1 protein-coding gene is annotated in these 2,448 nt (G+C 71.0%); it reads right to left on the reverse strand.

The window, feature by feature from the left end:
• Positions 1–44: 44 nt before the first annotated feature.
• Positions 45–2,294, reverse strand: coding sequence for a HelD family protein (locus ACWGH4_RS34140; RefSeq protein WP_453467686.1), 2,250 nt, complete (start codon positions 2,292–2,294; stop codon positions 45–47).
• Positions 2,295–2,448: the final 154 nt, after the last annotated feature.

The raw sequence follows: 2,448 nt of genomic DNA on the forward strand, positions 1-2,448 counted from the left end.
GTTCCTGGCGGCCGCTCCCGCTCGCCCACGACGTCGGCGGCGGCTCAGGCCGCTCCGGTTCCCGCCCGGCCGCCCGTGCGCACCACTCCCAGGCGCTGCGTCGCCCTGGTGTACGCCACATAGAGGTCGTTCACACCCTGCGCGGAAGCGGACAGGATCAGGTCCGGCTCCGCCACGATCACGGTGTCGAACTCCAGGCCCTTGGCGGCCCGCGGGTCGAGCAGGACCACGGGCCGCGTCAGATCGGGCTCGCCCGTGGCGGACACGTCCGGAACGGCGTCCGCGATCGCGGTGTGCAGAGCGGTGGGGGCGATCACCGCGATCCGGCCCTCGCGCGGGGCGTCGGCCACCCTGTCGGCGACAGTGGCGGCGAGCTCCGCCGGGTCCACGGTCACCTCCCACGGTTCGACCCCTGTCGAGCGCACCGAACGCGGCGGCTCGAACGCCGGGTCCTTGCTGCGCCGCACCTCGGCGGCGAGGGCCATGATCTCGGCAGGCGTCCGGTAGTTGACGCCCAGCCGGGTGTGCTCGAAGCGGTCGCCGACGTACGGCTCGAGGATCTCCTGCCACGACGCGCAGCCGGCCGCGTCGCCGGTCTGCGCGGGGTCGCCGACCAGGGTCATGGACCGGGTCGGGCAGCGGCGCATCAGCAGCCGCCACGCCATCTGCGAGAGCTCCTGCGCCTCGTCGACGATGATGTGCCCGAACGCCCAGGTACGGTCGGCGGCGGCCCGTTCCGCGGCGCTGCGGTGGTCCGCCTCCTCCTGGCGTTCGGCCATCCGCTCGGCGTCGATGATGTCGTGCGCGGCGAGGACCTCCGAGTCCTCGTCGTCCTTGTCCTCGAACTCGTACGTCCGTGAGGCGTAGGAGACTTCGAGCACGCCCTGCGCGTAGGCGATCTGCCGCGCGCGCTCGGCCTCGGCACGGGCGAGGGCCGCCGAGTCGTCCTCGCCGAGGAGTTCGGCAGCCTCGTCGAGCAACGGCACGTCGGCCGGGGTCCACGGGCCCGTCTCCCGTCTGAGGAGTGCGGCCTCCTCCGCCGGCAGATGGGCGGGCTCCGCGAGGAAGTCCGCCAGGAACTCCTGCGGCGTGAGCGGCGGCCACAGCGTGGCGATCGCGGCGTGGACGTCGGAGCTGGCGGCGATGGCCTTGCCGAGCTGCGCGATGTCGTCGGGGCCGAGGAAGTTGGGGCCTCCGTACGGGTCTTCGCCGATGCGGTCCGCGAGCTGGGCCGTCAGGTCGTCGATGATCCGGAACACGAAGTGGGGGCGGGCGAGATTGTGCGGCAGCCCCGTCTCGCGGGCCTTGTGCCGTGCCTCGACGGCCATGCCCCAGTCGATGACGAGGTCGCCGTCGTCGTGCGGCACGACGAGCGGCTCGTCCTTGTCGGGCACCCGCTGCCGGTCGCGTACCGCCTCCGCCAGCACGTCCGCCATGTCCGCGCGGCCCTTGACGGCCGCGGCGGCGGGACTGTCGGTGCCGGTGGCGTGCACACCGGGGAAGAGCTCGCCGACCGTCGACAGGAGTACACCGGTCTCGCCGAGCGAGGGCAGTACCTCCCCGATGTAGCCGAGGAAGGCCGGATTCGGTCCGACGATCAGCACCGCGCGCTTGGAGAGCTGTTCCCTGTGCGCGTACAGCAGGTAGGCGGCCCTGTGGAGGGCGACCGCGGTCTTGCCCGTTCCCGGGCCGCCCTCCACGACGAGGACACCGCGCTGCGGGGCCCGGATGATCCGGTCCTGCTCGGCCTGGATGGTCGACACGATGTCGCCCATCCGCCCGGTGCGGGCGCTGCCGAGCGCGGCGAGCAGCACCTCGTCGGCGTCGTGGGACTCGTAGCCGGTGCGGGTGGTGTCGGCGAGGTCCATGATCTCGTCGTGCAGCGCGGTGACCGTCCGCCCCTGCGTGGTGATGTGCCGCCGGCGGCGCAGTCCCATCGGCTCATGACCGGTGGCGAGATAGAAGGGGCGCGCGACGGGGGCCCGCCAGTCGATCAGCAGAGGAGTACGTTCCGCGTCGTCACGGCGGATTCCGGTGCGCCCGATGTGATGAGTGACACCGTCGCGCCGGTCGATGCGGCCGAATACCAGACCGGTGTCGGCTGCATTCAGGGCCGCCAGCGACGCCGAATGCTCGACGACGCCGATGTCCCGTTCGACCCGCGCCTGCCTGCCCGTCCCCACCTGCGCGATCGTGGCGTTCAGAGCGGCTTCGGCCTCGTCACGGAGCTGGTCGAGCCGCTCGTGCACGAGAGAGACGAATTGCTGTTCCCGCCGCAATTCCTCGGTTGACAATTCAGCTCCTGACGCGGTAAGGTACATTTATTGAACTTCTTCGTCCGGTGACGAATCTCCTGGACGGAAACAATAAATATACCCAGGAAAATACCCCGGCCGTCAATTCGGCCGGGTTTTTTGTTGCCGTCGGCAGAGCGGCCGGGTACTGGTG

The sequence above is a fragment of the Streptomyces sp. NPDC054847 genome, from assembly GCF_053610925.1.